The organism is Mesorhizobium sp. WSM1386 (assembly GCF_055901595.1).
On the sequence record NZ_CM148373.1, the window covers coordinates 1,436,753 to 1,456,782 of the forward strand.

The following is a 20,030-nucleotide window of genomic DNA, read 5'->3' on the forward strand; positions in this document are numbered from 1 at the left end:
CTACCCCTTCATCGCAATAATACGCCGCGCGGCATTGAGCCCGGGTGCCCCGGAGACACCGCCGCCGGGATGCGAGCCGGCGCCGGCCAGGAACAGTCCGTCGACCGGCGTGTCGTAGCCCGACCAGCCGGAGACGGGACGCGAGAACAGCATCTGGTCGGCCTGCAATTCGCCATGGTGCCAATGGCCGCCCGGCATGCGGTAGCGCGCCTCGATGTCGGCCGGTGTCAGAAGCTCGGCGTGCACGACGCTCTTGCCGATGCCCGGCGCGTAAGCCTCGAGCTGCATCATGATAGCCTTGAGGAAGTTCGGCTTGCCGGCCGCCCAGCCTTCCTTCAACGCGTAGGGCGCATATTGCACCACCGCCGACAGCACGCAGGCGCCATCAGGCGCGAGCGACGGATCGGCAAGGCTGGGCAGCGTGATTTCCATTACCGGCTCGGGCGAGAACGCGCCATATTTGGACGGGTTGAAGGCGCGCTCGACATGATCGGGCGAGGGCGCGATGATCAGGCGGCCCTTGTGGCCGGCGGCATCGACGCCGGTGAATTGCGGCGGCCGGTCGAGCGCCAGATTGAGCTTGGCTGCATCACCCTTCATGCGGATGTTCTTCACCTTGCGCACGAAGCCGGTGTCGATCTGGCGCGGGCCGACAAGATCGAGGAAGGTGGTCGCCGGGTTGATGGCGGAGACGATCGTTCTGGCGCGCAGTTCCTCGCCATTGTCGAGCCCGACACCAACGGCGCGGCCGTTCTCGACAATGATTTTTGCGACCGGAACCGATGTGCGGATAGTGACGCTGGCCTTCTCCGCCGCAGCGCGGATTGCGGCGACGACCGCGCCCATGCCGCCCTTTGGCAGCATCTGCGCACCGGCCGCTCCGCCGGTCTCGCCGGCCAGGCGATAGTAGAGGCCAAGCAGCGAAGTCGGCGAGCGTGGACCGAGATGGCTGCCGAGCGTCGCGTCGAAGGCAAGCAGGCCTTTCAGCCTGATATCGGTGAGCTGTTCGTCAAGCAGGTCGGCGACATTCATCAACAGCACGCGCAGGAAATCGCGCATGTCTTCCTTGCCGAGCTTCTTCAGCGCCAGCGCGGCCTGGCCGAGGGCTGCGGTCTCCAGCAGCGACATGCCGGCAAGATCGGGTGCGCGGCGGGAGAGGAACGGCTTCAATATGCCGGCATAGCGCAGCAGCTGCGCGCGCAATTCCTTCCAGGCCGACTGTTCGGACGAACTGGCACCGGTCAGCACCTCGCCATAGGCGCCATGCAGGACAAGCGGCGGACCATCCTTGGACAGAGCAACCGACGGCATGAAGTCGGTGCGCAGGATCTTTAGCCCGTGCTTCTCCAGTTCCAGCGTTTTGATCACATCGGGATGCAGCCGGTTCAGCAGATGAGCGACGGACGACACACGAAAGCCGGGCGCGAATTCCTCGGTGCGCGCGGCGCCGCCGATTTCGGCTCCAGCTTCCAGCACAAGCACCTTGCGGCCGGCTTTGGCCAGCGTGACGGCGGCGACGAGGCCGTTGTGGCCGCCGCCAATGACGATTGCATCAAATGACGTCATGGGCCGGGCTCATGTGCGAGGTCGATCTGGCAAGATCGCGCAGGATTTCCGCCGCCGCGTTGCGGCCGGGCGCACCCATGACTCCACCGCCGGGATGTGTGGAGGAGCCGCACATATAAAGGCCACCGAGCGGCGAACGGTATTGCGCGTAGCCCGGCACCGGGCGGTTGAACAGAAGCTGGTCGAAGGTCAGTTCGCCCTGGAAAATGTTGCCTTCGGTCAGGCCGACCTCGGCCTCGATCTCGCGCGGCGTGCGCACCTCCATATGGACGATGCGGTCGCGGAAACCCGGCGAGTACTCGGCGATCTGCGCGATCACGCTTTCGGCGAAGCCGTCGCGATCGGCGTCGGTCCAGTCGCGTCCGTCTATCTTGGGCGGCGCATACTGCACGAAGCAGCTCATGAAGTGCTTGCCCGGCGGCGCCATCGTCGGGTCGAGCGTTGTCGGGATCACCATGTCGAGGAACGGGTCGGCCGACCAGCGACCGGCCTTCCAGTCGTCGTAGGCGCGCTCCATGCGCTCCATCGAATCGGTGAAATGCATGTCGCCGCGATAGACCGGCGAATCCTTCGGCAGCGCCGGGAATTCCGGCAGCGAATCGAGCGCGATGTTGACCTTGCCGGAGGAGCCGCGGATCTTGAAGTTCCTGACCCGGCGCAGGAAGATGTCGGGCAGTTCCTTCTCCTCGACCAGTTTCAGGAAGGTGCGCTTGACGTCGGCATTGGAGACGACGAGCTTGCCGTAAATCTCCTCGCCGCCGACGAGCACCACGCCCTTGGCCTTGCCTCGGTTCACCAGCACATGGTCGACCTCGGCGCCGGTGCGGATGGTGCCGCCCGAGGCCTTGAACGAAGCGGCCAGCGCCTTGGTCACCGCGCCCATGCCGCCGCGTGCATAGCCCCAGGCGCCGACCGAGCCGTCGACCTCGCCCATATAGTGGTGCAGCAGCACGTAAGCCGTGCCCGGCGACATCGGCCCCAGCGCGGTGCCGATGATGCCGGACAAAGCGAAGTTCGCCTTGATGACATCGGTCTCGAAATATTCGTCGAGGAATTCCGAGATCGACATGGTCCAGAACCGCAGCGTCAGCGCCATTTCTTCCGCCGACAGGCCGGCGAACTTCTTGCCGAGGTAGAGCAGTTCGCCGAGGTCGCGTGGCTTGAGGCTGGTCGGGTCGGGCGCGGTGCGCATCAACAGCGGCTGGATGAAGCGGCACTGCCGCGTCACATCGCGGGCGTAGCGGTCATAGGCCTCGGCGTCGCGTTTGGAGAAGCGGGCGAATTCGCGTCGATGGGCATCATGGTCGCGGTAATTGGCGAGGTAGTCGCCGTCGCGGGTGAACACCGCGCCGCCTTCGTAGGAGATGACCTGCAGGCCGAAGCGCGGCAGTTCCAGGTCGCGCATGATCTCGGGACGGAACAGCGAGCAGACATAGGAGCAATTGGAATAGAGGAAGCCTGGGGTCAATTCGCGGCTGGTGGCGGCGCCGCCGACCCAGTCGTTCTTCTCGACCACCAGCACGTCGAGGCCGGCGCGCTGCAGATAGCAGGCGTTGACCAGTCCATTGTGTCCGCCGCCGATGATGATCGCATCCCAAGCTTTCATTTTGGCTCAATTCTCACGTGCGACCCGCTGTTCATTTTTGCGTGATCTGTTCCCGATTGCGCGGAATTTGGCATGGCATTGGCCATTCTGTCTAGCCATACTGAATGAATGTTCAACAAATGATGTTGCGTTTTCCCTCGCATGCGCTACGCTTTGCCGACGTTCGAAACGGGCATTCATCGATTGGGGATCGAATGATCGAAACGGCAGATGCCGAGCCGGAGTATGACGACACCGCCATCCGCTTCCTCGAAGCGCTGTGGGGCGATGGTTACCTATCGCCGGGTGGACCCGAGGAGGTCGACCGGGTGGTCGAGGGTCTTTCGCTTGAGGGCAGGACGACCTCGATATCGGCTGCGGCTCGGGCGGCATCACGCTGCATCTGGTCGAGCGCCACGGCGCCGCCCACGCCACCGGTTTCGATGTCGAACAGCCGGTGACCGAGGCGGCCCGACGGCGAGCCGCCGCGCGCGGGCTCACGCATCGCGCCAGCTTCATCCAGGCGCCACCGGGACCGCTGCCTTTCGCCGATCGCTCCTTCGATGTCGTTTTTTCCAAGGACGCGCTGCTGCATGTGCCTGACAAGGACGCCTTGTTCGCCGAGATATTCCGCGTGCTGAAGCCCGGCGGTGTCTTCGCGGCCTCCAACTGGATGATTGGGCATGACGGCGAACCGTCACCCGAGATGAAGGCGTATGTCGCCGCCGAGGGGCTGTCCTTCGCCATGGCATCGCCGGCGCGCTATGCACAGGCGATGCGCGGTGCAGGCTTTGCCGATGTCACCATCAGGGACCGCAATCCCTGGTATCGCGAGGTGGCGCGCGGCGAGCTGGAAAGGCTGAAAGGACCACTCTATGCGCCGGTCGCAGCCGCGGTCGGCGCGGCCTATGTCGACAAGAACATCACGACCTGGGAAGCCATGCAGAAGGTGCTTGACAGTGGCGAGCACCGTCCCACTCATCTGCGCGGTTGGAAGCCGGTTGGATAGCCGGCAATGCTGGAGACCGTCACACCCATGAAGACTTCCGAAGCCAGGGACATTCTCGCTGAAACGGCGCCAAAGGGCGATGCCGAAAAGCGCGGCCGCAAGGCTTCGAAGGAGGTCCGTCGGCTGCAGCTGATCGAGGCGACGATCGATTCGCTGGCCAAGCGCGGCTACGCCGAGACGACGATGGCCGATGTCGCCGATGGCGCGGGCCTCTCGCGTGGCATCGTCAACTTCCATTTCGAGAGCAAGGAAAAGCTGCTGATCGCGACGCTGCAGCATATGTATGACGAGTATTCGGTGCATTGGCGCGCCTCCCTGCAGAAGGCAGGCGACGATCCGGCGCGGCAGCTGCAGCAACTGGTGTGGGCCGACTTCGACCGCTCGATCTGCAACAAGCGCAAGCTCGCCGCATGGCTGGCCTTTTGGGGCGAGGCCAAGTCGCGGCCGACCTATCAGGCGCTGAGCAGTTCGCGCGATGCTTATTACCAGCAGGTCTTCATCGATCTCTGCACGACGCTCAAGCAGAGCGGCTCGTATGCCTATGAGCCGCAGGTGATGGCGCTGGCGCTCAGCGCCATGCTGGAGGGGCTGTGGCTGCGGCTGATGATGGGGACCGAGGACACCACCCGCGAAACCGCCCTGCTGGCGGCCAACGAATTCCTGTCGGCTGCTTTCCCGAAGCACTACCCGCTGAAAGGCGCGACCAAAGCATAAGAAAACCACAGAGGATGGAACAGCAATGAAGACATTGACGAGACGCCTGACACTGACGCTTGCTCTGGCGGGAACGCTGGCGGCTTCGGCCGCCGCATTGGCGATCGCCGCCGACAAGGATCTGATCGTGTTCGACTGGTCCGGCTATGAAGACCCCAGCTTCCACCCGAAATATGTCGAGAAGAACGGCGATTCGCCGACCTTCGCCTTCTTCGGCGACGAGGACGAAGCGTTCGAGAAGGTGCGCTCCGGCTTCAAGGCCGATCTCGGCCATCCCTGTTCGCAGAGCGTCGTGAAATGGCGCGAGGCAGGCCTGCTGCAGCCGCTCGACACGTCGAAGATCACCGGCTGGAAGGACCTCAATCCCGGCATCATTGCGATGAAGAACCTTGCCACGACCGATGATGGCAAGGCGTGGTTCATGCCCTGGGACTGGGGCAACACGCAGCTGACCTACAACTCCTCCAAGATCGACGAGAAGGACGTCCAGTCGCTGAAGGCGTTTGCCGATCCGAAGTTCAAGGGCCGAGTGTCGATCGGCGACAATGTCGATGACGCCTATGCGCTGGCGAGCCTCGCCATCGGTCTCAAGGACTGGACCAAGATGACGGACGACCAGTTCAAGCAGGCGTCCGACTTCCTGCGCCAGGTGCACAAGAACGTGCGCTCCTACTGGACCGACACCACCGACGTCGTTCAACTGCTGAGCGGTGGCGAGGTTGACCTCGCCTGGGCCTGGAACGATGCGACGGTGCAGTCGGTCGCGGCCGGCGTGCCGATCAAGTCGAAGAAGGACACCAATGAGGGCATTTCGACCTGGGTCTGCGGCTATGTGCTGTTCAAGGATGCGCCCGGCAATATCGACAAGGCCTACGACTATCTGAACGCCGTCAACGATCCGGAGACCGCCAAGGTGCTGGTCAAGGACTGGGGCTACGGCCAGGCCAACGCCAAGGGCATGGCCGGCGTCGATCAGGCGATCCTGAAGGAAAAGGGCTATGACGACGTGCAGAAATTCATCGACAAGACCCTGTTCCAGTCGCCGGTTCCCTCGGATCTCAAGCTCAAGATGATCGCTGAGTTCGAGAAGATCAAAGCCGGCTACTGAGCCGGTTTCGACTATCCGTCCACTCGCCGGGATAGCGGGTGGACGGGCTCGCCAAGAGAGCCGAATTCTCCTAACCTCGCAGCAGCTTTTTTCGCGATGGGGGAGTTTGCCATGAAGTCAGTGCTACGCCGCCTTGCCCTTGCCACTGTCTGCATGATCGGTGCCGGTCCGCTCCATGCCTTCGCCGAAGGCGGTGGCGATCTCGTGGTGTTCGACTGGTCGGGCTATGAGGACCCGCTGCTGCACCCGGCCTACACGACCAAATATGGCGCCGAGCCAACCTTCGCCTTCTTCGGCGACGAGGATGAAGCCTTCGAGAAGATGCGGGCGGGTTTCAAGGCCGACATCGCCCATCCCTGCTCGCAAAGCGTGGTCAAGTGGCGCGAGGCCGGCATGCTGCAGCCGCTCGACACCTCCCGGATCGCGGGCTGGAAGGACCTCAATCCCGGCATCATGGCGATGAAGGACCTTGCCGTCACCGCCGATGGCAAGGCCTGGTTCATGCCCTTCGACTGGGGCAACACGTCGTTGCTCTACCGCACCGACAAGGTGACGGCCGACGAGGCGCAGTCGCTCAGGATATTCGCCGACCCGAAGTATAGGGGCCGTGTCGCCATCGGCGACAATGTCGACGACGCCTATGCGCTGGCAAGCCTGGTCATCGGGCTGAAGGACTGGACCAAGATGACCGATGCCCAGTTCCAGGAGGCGTCGGCCTTCCTGCGCGATGTGCACAAGAACATCCGTTTCTACTGGACCGATGACACCGATCTCAACCAGGCCTTCATCGGCAATGAGGTCGATCTCGTCTGGGGCTGGAACGAGACCTATGTGACGCTGAAGGGGCAGGGCCTGCCGATCGCCATGAACCGCGACAGCAAGGAAGGCATTTCGACCTGGGTGTGTGGCTATGTGGTGATGAAGGATGCGCCGGGCAAGCTGGATGAGGCTTATGACTTTCTCAACGCGGTCAACGCTCCCGCTGTTTCGGACTATCTGGTCAAGACCTTCGGCTATGGCCACGGCAACGGCGCCGGCATGGCCGCGATCGACCACAAGGTGCTGGCCGACCGCGGCTTCGACAATCTCGACAAGTTTCTCGACAAGACGCTGTTCCAGCAGCCGGTGGCGCCGGAACTGAAGCAGCGCATGGTCGCCGAGTTCGAGAAGATCAAGGCCGGCTATTGACGAGCGAATTGGAAAGCACCGATGTCGTCATCGTCGGCGCCGGTTTCACCGGCCTATCGGCAGCGCTCGAGCTGAAGAAGGCCGGCATCGATTTCCTGCTGCTGGAAGCACGCGACCGCGTCGGCGGCAGGGTCGAAGCTGTTCGCAACGGGCTTGGCGAACGGATCGATAGTGGCGGCCAGTTTTTCTGCGAAGACATGCCGGAAGTGACGTCGCTGGCCGCGGCGCGCGGCAAGGCCTTCGTCGAAACCTATGTGAATGGCGATTTCATCACCCATCCATCGATGTCGATCGAAGAGGCCGAGCGAACCTATCATGGCGCGATGGCGATCCGCGAGCGGATGAACAGGATCGATCCGGACGAGGCCTCGATTGCCGGACTGACCGTCGCCGACTGGCTTGCCCGCCAGCACGATCCGGCCGATGCAAGGGCGGCCTTCCGTTCGATGATCGAAGGCCTGTGGTGCCTGGCGCTGGACCAGGTGCCGCTCTGGCATCTGATCGACAACGACCGGCGCATCACCAACGAGGTGCCGGAGCTGCAATATTTCCTGCGCGACACCATGCAATCGCTGGCCGACGATCTGGCGGGCGATCTGGGCGCCCGGGTGCGGCTCGGCGAACCGGTCACGCGCGTCGAGCACGGTCCGCGAGGGGTTCGTGTCGTCTCGGTCGGCGGTGCCATAGAGGCGCGAGAAGTGCTGGTCGCGCTGCCGCCAGCGACGGCCGCGAAGCTCGATTTCGCGCCTGCTTTGCCGGCGGTCCTCAACAAGGCGCTTGGCGTGTGGGAAAGCGGCGCGGTGATCAAGATCCTGGTGCGCTATGCCAGGCCGTTCTGGCGTGATCGCGACTTGTGCGGCATGGTGATGTGGCGCGACCTGCCGGGACTGTTTGCCTGCGACGCCAGCAAGGATGTCGACCATGCCGCGCTCGTCGTGTTCATCGGCGGCCCGCTGGCGCTGCGCTGGCGTGATCTTGGCGAGCCTGGGCTGCGCGCGGAAGTCACCGCCCGCCTGGAGGCAGCCCTCGGCCCGGATGCCGGCGCCGTCGTCGATTTCAGTTCGCGAGACTGGACACATGACCGCTGGAGCGGCGGCGCCTACAGCGATCTCGTCGTCGACGTGACGGCGAGGGACGCCGAGCGAACGATCCTTGCCGGCGCGCCGCCCGTGCATTTCGCCGCGTCGGAACTGTCGCCGTCATTTCCGGGCTATGTCGAGGGCGCGATCGTGGCGGGGCGCATCGCTGCCAGGAAGATCGCGGCCGCGCTTCAGTCCGACATCGCCACCAAGGCCTCTGGGTCGTAGGCGAGGCGGATCGGGGTGCCGACCGGAATGTCGTCGGCACCGAAATCGTTGGTCTCGGTCACCGACAGCGGCTTTTCCAGGCCCGGTACCTCGACGATCAGATGGGTGATCTCGCCGAAATAGTGGCGCTCGACCACCTTGCCGGCGACCTCGAATTTCGCGGTTGCATTGTCCCACAGCACGCGCAGGCGCTCCGGCCTGATACCCAGCGTAGCGCCACCGCCATTGCGCACGAAAGCCTTCGGCTTGTCGGTCTTGACGCGGCCGAAGCCCAGCGTGTCGACGACCAGCGAGGCACCGTTCTCCTCGACGATCTCGGCCTTGACGAAGTTCATGCCGCCGAGGAAATCGGCGACCTGGCGATTGACCGGGCGCTGGTAGATCTCCTTCGGCGAGGCGACCTGCGCGATGCGGCCGCCGAACATCACGGCGATACGGTCCGACATGGCGAGCGCCTCATACTGGTCGTGGGTGACCAGCACGAAGGTGATGCCGACCGCCTGCTGCAGGCGGCGCAGTTCGACTTGCATCTGCTCGCGCAGCTTCTTGTCGAGCGCCGACAGCGGCTCGTCAAGCAAGAGTACCTTGGGCCGCATCACCAGCGCGCGGGCGAGCGCCACGCGCTGCCGCTGGCCGCCGGAGAGTTCGGTGGCAAGCCGCTTGCCGAGCCCGGTCAGCGACACCTGCGCCAGCGCTTCCTCGACGCGGCGCTTCTCCTCGCCGCCTTGCAGCCTCAGCCGCTTCAGCCCGTAGGCGACGTTCTGCTCGACATTGAGATGCGGGAAGATCGCGTAGCTCTGGAACACCATGTTGGTCGGCCGGCGGTTGGCCGGGATGCCTTCCATCGGCTGGCCGCCGACCGCGATCGAACCGCTGGTCGGATTGTCGAAGCCGGCGATCATGCGCAGCAGCGTGGTCTTGCCGCAGCCGGACGGGCCGAGCAGCGAGAAGAACTCGCCTTCCCTGATGGTCAGCGAAGCATCGTCCAGCGCCTTGAATGCTCCATAGCTGCGGGTGACGTTGCGGATCTCGATCATGGATCGCTGCGCCTGCTCAGGCATAAAGGCCTCCCTCGTTCTGGGTGCGTCTGGCCGCGCGCCGACGCAGGATTTCGGCGATTGTCATCAGCAGGAAGGAGGCAACCAGAAGCAGCGTGCCCAATGCCAGCACGCCCGGCAGCTTCGCCGCGAAGCGCAACTGGCCCCAGATGTAGATCGGCAGCGTCGCTTCGGTGCCGGTCAGGAAGAAAGCGATGATGAATTCGTCGAGCGAGATGGTGAAGCAGACCAGCAGGCTGGAGATGATGGCCGGCGCCACCATCGGCAGCGTCACCCGCCGGAAGGTGCCGAAGGCGCTTTCGCCGAGATCGGCGGAGGCTTCCTCCAGGCTGCGGTCGAAGCCTTCGAAGCCGGAGGTCAGCACCGTCATCGAATAGGGAATGCAGATCAACACGTGGCCGAGCACCACGGTGAACAGCGAGAGGCTCAAACCGAGTTGCAGCATCACCAGCAGCATCGAGATGGCGACGATCACTTCGGGCAGCACCAGCGGTGCCATGATCAGGCCGTTGATGGTGCGGCGGCCGGGATAGCGGTAGCGGGTGATCGAGCGGGCGGCGAGGATGCCGAGCACCGTGGCGAGAACCGAGGCGCAGACGCCGACCTTCAGGCTGTTCCAGGCGGCGTCGAGCAGGGCCGGGGTGTTGGGCAGATCCTCATACCATTTCAGCGTAAAGCCGGAGAGCGGAAACTTCGGCGTCGCTGCCGTGTTGATCGAGAAGATCGGCAGGAAGATCACGGGCAGATAGAGGAAGGCGACATAGAGGAAGGCATAGGCGGACAGCCAGCCGCTGGACAGGAAGCGCCGCACCGCCGTCATCGTGCCAGCCTCTGCAGCGCGCGAATGATCAGCACCGTCGCCCCGGCCATCAGCGTCACGATCACCATGGTGGTGACGGAAAGGGCGGCGCCCAGCGGCCAGTTAGAGGCCTTGCCGAACTGTGCCTGGATGGCGTTGGCGATCATGACGCCGTCCTTGCCGCCGACGAGCTTGGGCGTGACATAGTCGCCGACGGTCGGGATCATGACGATCAGGGCCGCCGAGATGACGCCCGGCGCCGACAGCGGCAAGGTCACGCGCAGGAACGAACGCAGCGGACCGTCGCCGAGGTCGGTCGCCGCCTCGACCAGCGTGCGGTCGACCTTTTCCAGCGAGACGAAGATCGGCAGGATGGCGAAGGCCGCCCAGGCATGGGTCAGCGTGATGATGACGGCGCTCGAATTGTAGAGCAGCGCGGTCGACGGCTCGTCGATGATGCCGAGGCCCATCAAGCCGGAATTCAAGACTCCGTTGTAGCCGAGAATGACCTTCCACGACATCACGCGCAGGAGATAGCTGGTCCAGAACGGGATGGTGATCAGGAACAGCCAGAGGCTCTTATGACGGCCGCCATGGAAGGAAATGAAATACGCGATCGGGTAGGCCAGGACGACGGTGAACAGGCTGACCGTCAGCGAGATGTAGAGCGAGCGCCACAACAGATCGCGATAGATCGGCTCGGTCAGCGCGACGCGGTAGTTCTCCAGCGTGAAGGTGCGGTCGATGGTCAGATAGTGCTGCGTCCAGAAGGAGTGGGCGATGACCACCAGGATCGGCAGGACCAGCAGGATCAGCGCGTAGAGAAAGGTCGGACTGATCAGCGCAAAGCCCTGTACGGGTTCGGATTGCAAAAGGGCATTTCGTCTGGCTCGCGTCATGCGCAACGGAGGCGCCCCTTCCGCGGCCGCCGTCATTGCCAGACTCCGGGGGGCCAGACTCCAGGGGGCCAGACTCCGGGGAGCCAGACTCCGGGGAACAAGACTCCGGAGGGCAGGTCTCCGGGTGTGATCTCGGTTGCTGGCCTGGACTGTCCCGCCATGCGGCATCCCATTGTGCTAGCGCCGGCTGTGTTCCCATTTTGGTTTCGGAGCGCGATCGGACGCAAAACCGGTGACCACTTTTGCTGATCGCGTTCCTAGCTTGCCGGCTTTCTTTCATCATGCGCGCATCCGCCGATTGAAATCAAGCGCTATTTCTGAGATATTGATTGAATGGACATTCAAAATCAGGTGAAGAAAGCCGCCATTTCCGGCATTTCCGCCGATTTCCAGTCCGAGAAAAGATTGACAGGCGGTATGGAGGCGACGATGGCGGCGGTGAGAGACCTGAAGGCGACTGAAATGGCAGCGCATGGCCGCGACGATGCGATCGAACTGGGAAAGCGCCACCTCATCCAGCCTTGGCCGTATGCCGGTTCCGTCGGTGCCGAAGCGCGCGCGCTGATCGGCGAGGGCGACGGGATCTACATTACCGACAGCACAGGCAAGCGGCTGATCGATGGGCCTGCCGGCATGTGGTGCGTCAATGTCGGCCACCGCCGCGAGGAACTGGCCCGGGCGATGTACGACCAGGCGATGGCGCTGTCCTACAACACGCCGTGGTACACGATGAACGCGCCGTCGGCGGAGCTTGCCATGCGCATCGCCGGCCATGCGCCCGGCGATCTCAGCCACGTCTTCTACACCACCGGCGGCTCTTCGGCCGTCGAGACGGCGCTGCGCTTCATGCAGTTCTACAACAATGTGCGCGGCCGGCCGGAAAAGAAGCTGATCCTGAGCCGGGGCGGCGCCTATCACGGCTCGACCTATCTGTCGGCCTCGCTCAACGGCCGCCCGCGCGACCGCGACTGGATGGACGGCGCCGACGAACTGGTGATCAAGCTGTCTTCGCCCGATCCGTTCCGCCGCCCGCACGGCATGAGCCTTGCCGCCTTCACCGATTTCCTTGTCGACCAGTTCCGCGACACCATCGCCCGCGTCGGCGCCGACAAGATCGGCGCTTTCGTCGGCGAGCCGGTGCAGGCCTCCGGCGGCGTCGTCGTGCCGCCCGACGGCTACCTCAAGCGCATCCGCGAGATCTGCCGCGACAACGATATCCTCTATGTCTCCGACGAGGTGGTGACGGGTTTCGGCCGGCTTGGCCATGTTTTTGCCTCGGGCGACGTGTTCGGCATCGATCCCGACATGATCACCTTCGCCAAGGGCGTCACCTCGGGCTATTTCCCGCTCGGCGGCGTCATCATCTCGGAACGGCTGCTGGAGGAACTGCGCCGCTCGAACCATCCCGACGCCTTGTTCGGCCATGGCCTGACCTACACCAGCCATCCTGTCGGCTGCGCGGTGGCGCTGAAAAACCTCGACCTGCTGGAACAGGGCGTGCTTGCGCACACGCAGGCGGTCGCGCCCTATTTCCAGGCGCAGTTGAAGACACTGGAAGAGCTGCCGCTGGTCGGCGAGGTTCGTGGCGTCGGGCTGATGGGCTGCGTCGAATGCGTCGCCGACCGCGAAAGCAAGGACCCGCTGCAGCTCGACAAGGATGTCGGCAAACGCATCGACGCGCATTGCCACGAGCTCGGCCTGCTGGTGCGGCCGCTGATCAACATGTGCGTGATGTCGCCGCCGCTGATCATTTCGCGAGAGCAGATCGACGACATGGTCGCCATCCTGCGCGAAGGCATTTCGCGCACCATGGACGATCTCAGGAAAGAGGGCGTGTGGCGGGGGTGAGGCTTCTCCCGTTTCACGGGGCGAGGGTGCCGGCAGGCGGATGAGAGGCGGCGCCAGCGTTGGCGATTGTTCGCATTCGCATCTCGTTGCCTGCCCGATGCAATTCCGCAAGGCTGCCCTTCACCTGCCTGCCGGCATCCCCTTCCCGTAGACCGGGCGAGAGGGACGCTCGCTTCGCGGTCAGCATCTTACGAACGCGACCTGAGCGCGCCGTTCAAGTTCCACATGTCCTTCTCCTCCGGCGCTGTCTCCAGGCCCAGCACCGGCAGCATCTTGCGCAGGTGGTCGTGGTGGGTGCGCACGCCATATTCGAGGTCGGAGAGGTAAAAACCCTCGAAGGCTTCGGACAGCATGGATTCGTTCGACCACACCGAGAGCTGCACGTCTTCCGACATGGTGTCGCGGTCGATGCGGAAGGAGAGGTAGCGGGCGACGGCCTGCTCGCGGCTCTCGTCGCGGTAGCGGTAGATGGCGCCGCGCAGCAGCGTCTGCCCGGTCGACAGCGGAAACTCCTGGTAGAACTGCACCGATTCCGGCATCACCGAGATGACCGCATTGGGGAAGATGCCGTAATAGACCCAGGCCTTCTTCAGATAGTCGGGCAGATGCGTCGGCTCGGGCGCGATCTTGACGTAGTTCCGGACACTCCAGCGGCGGCCGGCATGCGGGTTGTAGGTGGCGAAGGAGCGCGACACGCCGTTGATGAACGGCTCGTCGAAATAGGTCGCGCCATAAAGATCCTGCAAGGCAGGATGGGCCATGGCGACATGATAGCCTTCATTGTCGACATCGCGCACCGACTTCCAGTTGACCGGCGTCTTCTGGGTCCAGATGCCCCAGGAGGGCACCAGGTCGGCGGCCTTGTAGTGCGCGAATTCGGGCTCGATCGGCTTCATCAGTTCGGCGACCGAAGGCTGCGGCCCGCCATTGCGGAAACGGATGAAGATGAAACCCATCCAGATTTCGAGATCGAGCTGCATCAGTCCGAACTCGGTCTTGTCCAGATCGGGGAAAGAGCGCGGGCGCGCGGCGCCGCGCAGCGTGCCGTCGAGATTGTAGACCCAGCCATGGAACGGGCACACCAGCGCATTCTTGCAATTGCCCTGGCTGTCGGCGACGACGCGGCTGCCGCGATGGCGGCACATGTTGTTGAAGCCGCGCACCACGCCATCCTTGCCGCGCACGATCAAGGCACGCTCGCCGACCACGTCCATGGTCAGATAGTCGCCGGCGTTGGGTACGTCGGAGACATGTCCGACGATCTGCCAGTGGTTGCGAAAGACATGCTCCTTCTCAAGCTCGAGAAGGGCATCGGAATGGTAACTCCAGCCCGGTAGTCCCCGCCGGTCCCAATCGTTGGGGATCGCCACGTCACGGAGGTGCGGGTTCATAAAAGTCTCTTCTTTTTATTGAATAATCATTCAATAAAAGCATATTTTGCATTGAAATGCAATGGCTTGCGAAAATCGTTCTGATTTCTCACTGAAATCCGAGCGCCGTTCCCGCTTGAATCCGATCGGGCAGTTGGCCGGGAAAATCCCGGAGAATCCGGGCGTTAGTCACGGTTTCCAAGGTGCTGTCCCTGCTCGATTCCGCATGGCGTGCCGACGGACGGACAAGGCTTGTTGCGAGGGATCAAAATGGCGTGGCCGGCTCTGTCCGCGCTGCTGCGGCGCCCTGGAACGGATCGGGTCCGAAACCGGCGGCGCGAACCTTGGTTCGACGAGCGTGCGGGCTGGGTTGTGACCGTTTTTGCCCGATTTTGCCCGGAACCATGTTTCGTTTCGGTTACATTGCCAGGCTCGCGTCACCTTTGCGCCGTTACAAAGTGCGGCTAGGTTCGTTTCATCACCAAAAAGAAACTCAGCGAAGGGGAAGGCAATGTATGCGAAAGTTGAGATCATCAGCAGCGAGCACCGCCTTGAGGCTCCAGAGCGCGCTGACATCCGCCCGAAACTGGCGTTACGCCAACGCGCCAGCGACCACCCGATGGCCATGTTCATGGGGCTGGCTGCTTGCGCCTTCCTCGGCATGGCGCTTACGCCGACGGTCGGGCCGGCTTTCGCTTCGCTGAACCCGCCGGCCAACGCCATCGATGGCGCGCCGACAACCATCAAGACCGCGCGCCTGCCGATGCGCGCAATCGACTTCGCCTGCAAGGGCCAGTCCTGGGGCGCCGAGAGCGTGGATTGCCTGCGCGCCATTGCCGAGCAGTCCGGTACGCACAAGAACCGCGCCATCCGCATGATCGCCAACGCCGCACCGTTGACCGACACGCCGAACGTTTTCTGATTTCCGTCGAGGCATGATCCCGAACCGGTTCCCTCTCGGGATCGTGTCCTGACCTCCCCGAGCGCTCCTCCAGCGCTCCATTCGGCTCCCGCGGCGCAATCCGCCGGGGGCCACTTTTTTATCCTTTGACCGTCGCCTGTTCGGCAATGGCGGACAGCACGCTACGCACATCGAGCGTGCTGAACGGCTTTTCGAGGATCTGTGGCCGCTGCTGCGCCGGCAAGGCTTCGATCTCCGCTTTCGCACCGATCAGGTCGCCGGTGACCAGCACGAAACGCCGCGCCAGATCAGGCCTTTCGGCCAGCAGTTCGCGATAGATGGCGATGCCGCTGATGCCAGGCATGCGCAGGTCCGAAAACACGATGTCCGGCGGCATGTAGCCGCTCAAGGTGGCGGCGCCCGATTCCCAGACGAGCGCGACCCGCGACTTGATCCCCATCAATTCGAGAATGTCGGACAGCGAGCCGGCGACGTCAGGCTCGTCGTCGATGATCAGGGCATGGCGCAGGCCACTCGAGCGCGGCTGGTTCTCGCCGGCGGCAGCGATGCCGGCTTCAATGGCCGGCAGTTGGACGACGAAACGCGCGCCTCTCGGCAACACTTCCTCGAACCAGACATTGCCATTGTGCCGCTCGATGATCGACTTCGAGATCGACAGGCCGATGCCGGTGCCGACCCCAACCGGCTTGGTGGTGAAATAGGATTCGAAGATGCGGGAGCGGATGGCTTCTGGCACACCGGGCCCGTTGTCCTCGACCGAAAAGCCGGGTTTGCCCAGGTCGCCGCGGAACGTCCGTACCTTGATCAGCCGGTCGCCGGCGACACCGGCCAGCGCATGCTGGCTGTTGATGAGGAAATTCGCCGCCACCTGCGTCACGTGGTCGGCATCGGCCATGGCCAGCAGCGGGCCAGCGGCAAAATCCGTGTCGATGATGATGCCGCTCGATCGTGCGCCATAGGCGGTGACCTCGAGAGCGGCGCGGATCACCTGGTTGAGGTCGGTTTCGGCCTGTGCCGCCGGATGAAGGCGGACCATCGACAGGAAGCTCTTGACGATGCGCCCGCAGCGCTCGGCGGCGGCGCGGACTTTCTCGGCACGAACCTTGGTCTGGGGGTCGGAAGCGAATTCGTGCAGCAGCGTCGATTGCGCGACCACCACCGCCAGCGGGTTGTTGAGCTCGTGCGAGACGCCGGCCAGCAGCGAGCCCATCGCCGCCATCTTCTCGTTCTGGTGCAGCTTTTCGCGCTGCCGGTTGATTTCCTCCTCGGCGCGCAGCCGGTCGCGCAGGTCGCGGATCGAGCCGAAGATCAGGCGACGGTCGCCGACGCGCATCTCGGTCGCCGTCAGCTCGATCGGAAACACCTCGCCGGCGGCATTCTGCGTCACCGTTTCCAGCCGCTGGCCGACCATCGGCGCGCCGCGCCCCGACATGTAGTCGGCGCCCGAGGCATAGCCCTTGCGGTAGTATTCCGGCACGACGGTGTCGAGCAGATCCTTGCCGAGGATGTCGCTGCGCTGGAAGCCGAACATCTTTTCGGCGGCCGGATTGAATTCGATGATCGATCCGGCCTCGTCGATGACGATGATGGCATCCAGGGAGGCCTGCAGCATCGTGCGGCGGATGACCTCGCTGGCATGGGCGTCGGAGAGCGAATGTTCGATGGCGTCGCCGATGGCGAGCGCGATGATATGCAGCGTCGCCTCTTCCTCGTCGGTCCACTCGCGCTCGTCGACGCAGTCATTGACCGCCAGCGTGCCCCACAGATGGCCATGCGCGAAGACGGACACGGACAGGAACGACTTGATGTTCTGCTTTTCGAAGTCGGTCCTCAGGAAACCCTCGAGATCGCGCGTGTGTCCGGCGAAGATCTTGCCCTGGCGTTCGTCCTCGGCCACCCGCTCCAGCAGCGGATCCGAATTGACGATCGACTGCATGATGACGGTCGGCGCCGCCAGCTCTCCGCCGAAGTCGGGATCGATCCAATAGGCGGCGACCGACTGGGCAAAACCCTGGCCGGGCAGTTCGCGCAAGCGGAACAGGATGCCGCGCTGGCATTCGATGGCGCGGCACAGCGTTTCCAGTATGCCGTCCATTTCGCGCTGCCAGTCGCCGGCCTCGCGCAGCCGGCGAACCACGCGCACGGCCGCCATCGCCGCGCCCTGCCTAAGCCCTTGCATATCCGTGCTTGCTGTTTCAGCGGTCATCGTCAGCCGTTATTCCCAAGTCCTGCCAATTCGCTCGGCCCAATTCGCTCGGCGAGCCACGGCTGAGAACCTGAAACTGTAGGCCTGGCTTTCAGTTGCCGTCGCCGGTCGGCAGCGAGAAGATATAGCCTTCGCCGCGCACCGTCCGCAGGAATTTCGGGTTGGCAGGGTCGGTCTCGATCTTCTTGCGCAGGCGCATGATGCGAATGTCGACCGCGCGCGATGATTCCGGATCCTCGGTGAAGCCGATCGCCTCGGAAATCGCGGCGCGGGTCAGCAGCCGGTTGGCACGTGTCAGGAAAACCTCGAGCACGTCGAATTCGCTCTTTGCCATGTCGATCACCGCGCCGTTGGCGCCGGTCACCAACCTGCCGTCGAGATCGGCCTGGAAGGGGCCGAAGGCAACGGAGCGGCGATCCGTCCTGGCTTTCCTGTCCAGCAGTTCCGACGGCTGCGGAACACGGCGCAGCACGCTGCGCACCCGCGCCAGCACTTCGCGCAGCTCGTATGGCTTGACGATATAGTCGTCGGCGCCGAGCTCCAGCCCGACGATGCGGTCGAGCGCGGTGCCGGCGGCGGTCGCATAGATGATGCCTATCGGCATTCTCGAGCGCAGCCAGCGGCCGAGCGACAGTCCGTCCTCGCCCGGCATGGCGATGTCGAGGATTGCCAGATGGAAGGGCTGCGTCTCGATCAGAATGCGGGCCGCGGCGGCGGTTTCCGCGGTCGCAACGTCATAGCCGGCGGCGTCGAGATACTCGGCGACCGCGTCCCTCAGGTCGGGCTCGTCCTCGACGATGACAATTCTTGCCCGCACGATGCTCTCGCTCCCACTTTCAGTGGAAAGTAGATTGGGTATAAACATGATGTCCAGCACTCATATCGGGTTGCCAGGGAACGGTTGGAGAATATGGCCCCACGAGCCGTCATTGCGCTTGTTTCCGTCGCCGACGTGATTGCGACGGAACTTGCCGATCATCTCGAGCGGCGTGGCCATGACGTGCGTCAGGCGCGGCAGCCCTGGGAAGCCGAATCGTTGCTGTCGGGGAAGGGCGTCGATGTCGTGGTCGTCGGCGACAGCCTCAGCCAGGCGGATGGCCGGGATCTGCTGCGGCGTTACGGCGGCCAGGGGAATGGCGGCGAGGACGGACCGGATTTCATCCTGATCTGCCGGCCGGCCGACCTCGTCGACAAGGTGCTGGCGCTCGAGCTTGGCGCTGCCGATGTCGTCGAGAGCCCGCTCAATGTCAGGGAACTCGCCGCCCGTGTCGGCGGCCTGCTTTCGCGACGCGGCAGGGGCAACCAGGAACTGATCGTGCTGGAGAACGCGACCGTCGACTTGAGGTCGGCGATGGTCATGCATCGCTCCGGCACCGAAGAGCAGCTGTCGCCCGGCCAGGTGGCGCTGCTCAGGCTGTTCCTGGCCAGTCCGCGCAAGGTGCTGACGCGCGACGACATCATCGCGGCGGCGCCGGCCGAAAACGCCGACGCCTTCGACCGTTCGATCGATTCGCGCATCGTGCGGCTGCGCCGCAAGCTCGACACCGAAACCATCACCACCATCCGTGGCGCAGGCTACCGGTTCGATCCGCCGCGTCAATTCGCCGACTGACCGCTGGGCACTCTCGGTGACGGTTTGGCCGAGCATCGGATTTTCCTGTTCGCCAATGCTCCCGGAGTTCAGCGTACCACCAGCAGCGACGGACCCGATGGCATGTCTTTGCTCATGACGAGTTCGTTTGCCTGGGCGCGCTCCTTGAGGAGCACCGTGGCAAGGGCGGCAAAGCCAAGCAGGCCCTGCGCATAAAGCAGTGCGGAAAGCACCGAGGCCGCGAATTTCGTTTTCATCGTCCGACTCCCAGAATGTCAATTCTTCAAAAAATGAATGTGTCGCGGGTCGCCTCGGGAAACTCCCGAAGTGCCCGCGCCGCCCACGGAGCCCCCCGCAGCGGCGCGGGCCTTCGGTCCTCTCGGCAGCAAGTTGCCGGAGGGGCCGCGCAATGCCAGCAGCCGAAGGCCAACCCGCCAGAGGGCCTTCAATCGGGCGATGCGCACGCTGGTGGTAATCCAGACCGAGGCAGAAAACAGAGCGACGTGCAGGGTAGAGATCTCGCTCGAACTCATCGCCAGCCTTGTCACGGGGGCGCCGGCAAGAATGCCGACACTACCTATGGCCGCTGCCGTGATGCTGATCCTGAAGAACCAGAACTGCGTGTTCGCTTTCGTTCCCGTGGCCGTTGCCGTCTGCTTTCGTTACGTCAACCTTGCCGGCCAGCTGTATCGGCTTCATGCCGCTTGAAGCCGCGCTTTGTTGCAGATTGGTTTCGGGAAATCGCCTCTATCCTTTCATTAAGGGAAGTTCGAACTTTCGTTTCGGGCTGAATACCTATGTGCGGTATTTGCACGCTCGTTCGGCGACAGCGATCGCGCCACCCGATGACTTGGGCCGTT

At 63.7% G+C, this 20,030-nt stretch carries 20 protein-coding genes; 11 read left to right on the plus strand and 9 right to left on the minus strand.

Going from position 1 to position 20,030, the window contains the following annotated elements; translation table 11 throughout:
• Both AC0NIH_RS07060 and AC0NIH_RS07065 read right to left on the minus strand, forming a co-directional pair.
• Positions 1-1,566, minus strand: a complete 1,566-nt coding sequence (locus AC0NIH_RS07060; RefSeq protein ID WP_473462990.1) for a phytoene desaturase family protein — start codon at positions 1,564-1,566, stop codon at positions 1-3.
• A complete protein-coding gene (locus AC0NIH_RS07065; RefSeq protein ID WP_473462992.1) occupies positions 1,553-3,172 on the minus strand; it encodes a phytoene desaturase family protein in 1,620 nt (539 codons plus the stop codon). Before AC0NIH_RS07065 ends, AC0NIH_RS07060 begins: the two co-directional genes overlap by 14 nt.
• Positions 3,173-3,366: 194 nt before the next feature.
• Between AC0NIH_RS07065 and AC0NIH_RS07070 the strand changes: the two genes are divergently transcribed.
• The 6 genes from AC0NIH_RS07070 to AC0NIH_RS07095 all read left to right on the plus strand — a co-directional run bounded on the left by AC0NIH_RS07070 (position 3,367) and on the right by AC0NIH_RS07095 (position 8,477).
• Positions 3,367-3,612 (plus strand): hypothetical protein, encoded by a 246-nt coding sequence (locus tag AC0NIH_RS07070; RefSeq protein ID WP_473462994.1) that lies wholly within the window; start codon positions 3,367-3,369, stop codon positions 3,610-3,612.
• Positions 3,555-4,160, plus strand: coding sequence for a class I SAM-dependent methyltransferase (locus AC0NIH_RS07075; RefSeq protein ID WP_473463141.1), 606 nt, complete (start codon positions 3,555-3,557; stop codon positions 4,158-4,160). Before AC0NIH_RS07070 ends, AC0NIH_RS07075 begins: the two co-directional genes overlap by 58 nt.
• 6 nt (positions 4,161-4,166) lie before the next feature.
• On the plus strand, positions 4,167-4,874 hold the full coding sequence (betI, locus tag AC0NIH_RS07080; RefSeq protein ID WP_473462997.1) for a transcriptional regulator BetI: 708 nt from the start codon (positions 4,167-4,169) through the stop codon (positions 4,872-4,874).
• 25 nt (positions 4,875-4,899) lie between these two features.
• On the plus strand, positions 4,900-5,982 hold the full coding sequence (locus AC0NIH_RS07085; protein ID WP_473463000.1) for an ABC transporter substrate-binding protein: 1,083 nt from the start codon (positions 4,900-4,902) through the stop codon (positions 5,980-5,982).
• 111 nt (positions 5,983-6,093) lie between these two features.
• The gene (locus tag AC0NIH_RS07090; protein WP_473463002.1) at positions 6,094-7,170 is read left to right on the plus strand and encodes an extracellular solute-binding protein; all 1,077 of its coding nucleotides are present in this window, start codon (positions 6,094-6,096) and stop codon (positions 7,168-7,170) included.
• A complete protein-coding gene (locus AC0NIH_RS07095) occupies positions 7,167-8,477 on the plus strand; it encodes a flavin monoamine oxidase family protein (RefSeq protein WP_473463005.1) in 1,311 nt (436 codons plus the stop codon). Before AC0NIH_RS07090 ends, AC0NIH_RS07095 begins: the two co-directional genes overlap by 4 nt.
• Here the strand turns inward: AC0NIH_RS07095 and AC0NIH_RS07100 are convergent.
• From AC0NIH_RS07100 to AC0NIH_RS07110, 3 genes are read right to left on the minus strand one after another with little or no spacing between them, the layout of a single operon-like run.
• Entirely contained in the window at positions 8,441-9,514 is a 1,074-nt protein-coding gene (locus tag AC0NIH_RS07100) for an ABC transporter ATP-binding protein (protein ID WP_041164024.1), read from the minus strand. The genes AC0NIH_RS07095 and AC0NIH_RS07100 overlap by 37 nt on opposite strands.
• Positions 9,515-9,530: 16 nt before the next feature.
• Positions 9,531-10,355, minus strand: coding sequence for an ABC transporter permease (locus tag AC0NIH_RS07105; RefSeq protein WP_140573285.1), 825 nt, complete (start codon positions 10,353-10,355; stop codon positions 9,531-9,533).
• On the minus strand, positions 10,352-11,269 hold the full coding sequence (locus tag AC0NIH_RS07110) for an ABC transporter permease (protein ID WP_473463008.1): 918 nt from the start codon (positions 11,267-11,269) through the stop codon (positions 10,352-10,354). Before AC0NIH_RS07110 ends, AC0NIH_RS07105 begins: the two co-directional genes overlap by 4 nt.
• On the opposite strand from AC0NIH_RS07110, the gene AC0NIH_RS07115 reads away from it, so the two are divergent.
• Together AC0NIH_RS07115 and AC0NIH_RS07120 are read left to right on the plus strand one after the other, a co-directional pair.
• Positions 11,232-11,363 (plus strand): pentapeptide repeat-containing protein, encoded by a 132-nt coding sequence (locus tag AC0NIH_RS07115; RefSeq protein WP_473463011.1) that lies wholly within the window; start codon positions 11,232-11,234, stop codon positions 11,361-11,363. The genes AC0NIH_RS07110 and AC0NIH_RS07115 overlap by 38 nt on opposite strands.
• 299 nt (positions 11,364-11,662) lie before the next feature.
• Positions 11,663-13,081: an aminotransferase gene (locus AC0NIH_RS07120; protein ID WP_473463144.1), complete on the plus strand. Its 1,419-nt coding sequence runs from the start codon at positions 11,663-11,665 to the stop codon at positions 13,079-13,081.
• A 188-nt stretch (positions 13,082-13,269) separates the two neighbouring features.
• On the opposite strand, the gene AC0NIH_RS07125 is transcribed toward AC0NIH_RS07120, so the two are convergent.
• Entirely contained in the window at positions 13,270-14,472 is a 1,203-nt protein-coding gene (locus AC0NIH_RS07125) for an aromatic ring-hydroxylating oxygenase subunit alpha (protein WP_473463013.1), read from the minus strand.
• Positions 14,473-14,962: 490 nt separating this feature from the next.
• On the opposite strand from AC0NIH_RS07125, the gene AC0NIH_RS07130 reads away from it, so the two are divergent.
• A complete protein-coding gene (locus AC0NIH_RS07130; RefSeq protein ID WP_023763778.1) occupies positions 14,963-15,373 on the plus strand; it encodes a hypothetical protein in 411 nt (136 codons plus the stop codon).
• 118 nt (positions 15,374-15,491) lie between these two features.
• Here AC0NIH_RS07130 and AC0NIH_RS07135 read toward each other — a convergent pair whose 3' ends face one another.
• Together AC0NIH_RS07135 and AC0NIH_RS07140 are read right to left on the minus strand one after the other, a co-directional pair.
• Positions 15,492-17,579 carry a PAS domain S-box protein gene (locus tag AC0NIH_RS07135; protein WP_031249865.1) on the minus strand — a complete coding sequence of 696 codons (2,088 nt, stop codon included), beginning with the start codon at positions 17,577-17,579 and terminating at the stop codon, positions 15,492-15,494.
• A gap of 91 nt (positions 17,580-17,670) precedes the next feature.
• Positions 17,671-18,444 (minus strand): response regulator, encoded by a 774-nt coding sequence (locus AC0NIH_RS07140; RefSeq protein WP_224686796.1) that lies wholly within the window; start codon positions 18,442-18,444, stop codon positions 17,671-17,673.
• Positions 18,445-18,489: 45 nt separating this feature from the next.
• On the opposite strand from AC0NIH_RS07140, the gene AC0NIH_RS07145 reads away from it, so the two are divergent.
• Positions 18,490-19,191, plus strand: a complete 702-nt coding sequence (locus AC0NIH_RS07145; protein ID WP_023763781.1) for a response regulator transcription factor — start codon at positions 18,490-18,492, stop codon at positions 19,189-19,191.
• Positions 19,192-19,259: 68 nt separating this feature from the next.
• Here the strand turns inward: AC0NIH_RS07145 and AC0NIH_RS07150 are convergent, their stop codons facing one another.
• The gene (locus tag AC0NIH_RS07150; protein ID WP_023763782.1) at positions 19,260-19,427 is read right to left on the minus strand and encodes a hypothetical protein; all 168 of its coding nucleotides are present in this window, start codon (positions 19,425-19,427) and stop codon (positions 19,260-19,262) included.
• A 199-nt stretch (positions 19,428-19,626) separates the two neighbouring features.
• Here AC0NIH_RS07150 and AC0NIH_RS07155 point away from each other — a divergent pair, with 199 nt between their 5' ends.
• A complete protein-coding gene (locus AC0NIH_RS07155; protein WP_023763783.1) occupies positions 19,627-19,878 on the plus strand; it encodes a hypothetical protein in 252 nt (83 codons plus the stop codon).
• Positions 19,879-20,030: the final 152 nt, after the last annotated feature.